2 protein-coding genes, 2 tRNA genes and 1 pseudogene are annotated in these 2,655 nt (G+C 55.5%); 3 read left to right on the top strand and 2 right to left on the bottom strand.

What is annotated here, in order from left to right; translation table 11 throughout:
* Positions 1-520 (top strand): annotated as a pseudogene (locus QVO51_RS06990) (helix-turn-helix domain-containing protein); the annotation flags it as partial.
* A 75-nt stretch (positions 521-595) separates the two neighbouring features.
* Here QVO51_RS06990 and QVO51_RS06995 read toward each other — a convergent pair.
* Complete coding sequence (locus QVO51_RS06995) at positions 596-1,732, bottom strand: cysteine desulfurase family protein (RefSeq protein ID WP_022357805.1); 1,137 nt, start codon at positions 1,730-1,732, stop codon at positions 596-598.
* Between the two features lie 208 nt (positions 1,733-1,940).
* Here QVO51_RS06995 and QVO51_RS07000 point away from each other — a divergent pair.
* Both QVO51_RS07000 and QVO51_RS07005 read left to right on the top strand, forming a co-directional pair.
* A tRNA-Leu gene (locus QVO51_RS07000) sits at positions 1,941-2,027 on the top strand.
* A 47-nt stretch (positions 2,028-2,074) separates the two neighbouring features.
* A tRNA-Gly gene (locus QVO51_RS07005) sits at positions 2,075-2,148 on the top strand.
* 70 nt (positions 2,149-2,218) lie between these two features.
* Here the strand turns inward: QVO51_RS07005 and QVO51_RS07010 are convergent.
* A complete protein-coding gene (locus QVO51_RS07010; RefSeq protein ID WP_441295915.1) occupies positions 2,219-2,626 on the bottom strand; it encodes an alpha/beta hydrolase in 408 nt (135 codons plus the stop codon).
* Positions 2,627-2,655: the final 29 nt, after the last annotated feature.

Raw genomic sequence — 2,655 nt, forward strand, 5'->3', positions numbered from 1 at the left:
GGCAACTGCCATGTTCATCCTCAGCGGCAGCCGCACCTCCTCCTACGAATTCCTGGAGAAGGAACCCTTTGAAACGGAGTATGGGGTCACCGGTATGGTGCGGGAGCGGAAGGAGCAATTCCGGGAAACCTATGTGCGGAACAATGTGATCGGCACCTGTTTATGCGTACTGTCTGTCATCCCCCTCTTTGCCGGGATCCTCATTGACGAGGAAAACGATCTGCTGCTGTGCGGTATGGTCTGCGGCATGCTGGCGATGATTGCGGTGGGCGTTACGTTTTTTATCCGGGTAGGCACAGTCTGGAACAGCTTTCAGCAGCTGCTCCAGGAGGGAGATTATTCCCCCAGGAACAAGAAGGCATTCGGCGTGTCCGGGGGCTATTGGGTGCTCGTCACTGCGATCTATCTGGCATGCAGCTTTCTGACCGATCGCTGGGATCTGACCTGGATCATCTGGGTGGCAGCAGCAGGTTTGTATTCTTTGCTGGCAGCGATCCTTCGGAAGCGTTCCGAGAAATAAAAGAAGCACTCCGGTTTTCTGCCGGAGCGCTTTTGTATGCCGGAACATCATCCGCAATCTTTATGCAGCGTCCCACTATTTTGCAGTTTTCAAGGTTGCCTGTCCCTCTGCAATGGCTTGCACCAGACTGCGTAGCTCGTGCTTGGCATTTTCCGGGCAAAGGCTGACCCGGATGGCGCTGTCCGCCTGGGCACGGGTGGCACCGAACTGTTCCAGCACGCCGCTGTTGGCACCCTTGGAGCATGCGGAACCGCTGGACACATAAATACCCTTGGATTCCAGAAAGTGCAGCATGATCTCCGACCGGATGTTCGCCACGGAGAAGTTGAGAATATAGGGGGAGCCATCCTCCGGGGAATGCACTGTAATGCCTGGCAAAGGGGACAGTTGTTCCAACAGGTACGCACGCAGCTCAGCAGCACGTTGGCTCCGCTGTGCCAGGGTGGGAGCAAGCTCCGCTGCCGCCGCACCCATACCGGCGATCAGGGGCACAGGCTCCGTGCCGGGGCGCATGCCATGCTCCTGTTCTCCGCCGAACAGCAGGGGTGTCAGCCGCACGCCTTTCCGCACATACAAAGCCCCCACGCCCTTGGCAGCGTGGATCTTGTGACCGCTCAGGGACAGCAGATCCGCCTTCAGCTCTGAAATGCGGATGGGCACCTTCAGAAAGCCTTGTACGGCGTCGCAGTGGGTGATGATCTGGGGATTCTTCCGCTTTGCACCGTAAAATACCCGGCGCACCGGGAGAATGTGCCCGGTCTCGTTGTTGACCAGCATCATGCTGATCAGACAGGTGCGCTCGTTTACCGCCTCTACAAAGGCGTTGGGATCAAACACACCGTGGGAATCCGGGGCGATACGGATTACCTCGAACCCTGCCTGCTCCAGCTGCCGGAAGGATTCCCGCACAGAGGCATGCTCCACAGTGGTGGTGATGACCCGGGGCTTGTGCTTCCCATATGCCCCGGCAACTCCACGGACGGCAAGATTGTTGCTTTCCGTTGCCCCGGAGGTGAAGTAGATGCAGCCCGGTTCACAGGCAAGGATGGAAGCCAGGGTACGGCGCACCCCGTCTATAGCCAGCTGGGCTTGCAAACCTGCGTGATGCAGGGAGGATGGATTCCCGTAATTTTCTGTCAGGCATTGGTTGATGGCCCCGATCGCCGCCTGGCAGGGCTTGGTGGTTGCTGCGTTGTCCAGATAAATAGCCATGATGCTTCCGGTCGGATCTCCGACCGACTCCTTTCGTGTTCGGTTTCAATTTCACTGTACAGTATAGCACATTTTCGGGGAAAATGCAAAGAAAAGCCCGGTTTTACATGCCTAAAAAATTTTTTGAGTTTTTTCAAAAAAGGGTTGACATTTGGAGAAACCCGTGCTATAATATAATAGTCGTCAGGGAGATGACACAAAAACAAAAGCGGATATGGCGGAATCGGCAGACGCGCTAGCTTCAGGTGCTAGTCCTCGCAAGGGGGTGGAGGTTCAAGTCCTCTTATCCGCACCATGAATGACGTACAATTTTTGTACGTCATTCTCTTTATTCCTTCATTCGCGGATGTAGTTTAATGGTAAAACTTCAGCTTCCCAAGCTGATGTCGTGGGTTCGATTCCCATCATCCGCTCCACAGTAAAACAGCCTTACGGTTTTCGGATCGTAAGGCTGTTTTTGTTTATTACTCTGCTACAGGGCGTGGACTACATTTCCGTACCCTCCAGCAGCCAGGGGATCGCCTGCCGGATCTGAGTATCCCAGTATGCCCAGTCGTGAACGCCGGGGCTTTCCTGATAGGTCACATCGTAGCCCAGCTGGACCAATCGTGCCTTGGCAGAACGGCTGAAGGGCAGCAGGGGATCCTCCGTACCACAGCAGATCCGCAGCTTCGGCAGGTTCGTATGGGTTTTACAGGTTTTCTCCGCCAGTGCCAGCAGGTCATTGTCCGAGCCGGTAAGCTGTTCTGTACTGCCGAAAATATTCTGCATCAAGGGCGTTGCAGGAGTGTGCTTTGCCATGCCGACCAGATCCAACGCCCCGGATAGAGATACCGCCTTGCCGAACTGATCCGGCATGCCCAGTGCCAGCTTTACAGCACCGTAGCCTCCCATAGAATTGCCGGCGGCAAAGGTATATTCCC

This window comes from Ruminococcus sp. CAG:379 (assembly GCF_000434255.1).
GTDB lineage: Bacteria > Bacillota > Clostridia > Oscillospirales > Ruminococcaceae > Ruminococcus_F > Ruminococcus_F champanellensis.

Excerpts from the sequence above, each read along its gene's own strand:
- QVO51_RS07010 (WP_441295915.1), bottom strand. The coding sequence starts at position 2,626 with ATGGGAGGCTACGGTGCTGTAAAGCTGGCACTGGGCATGCCGGATCAG.
- QVO51_RS06995 (WP_022357805.1), bottom strand. The coding sequence starts at position 1,732 with ATGGCTATTTATCTGGACAACGCAGCAACCACCAAGCCCTGCCAGGCG.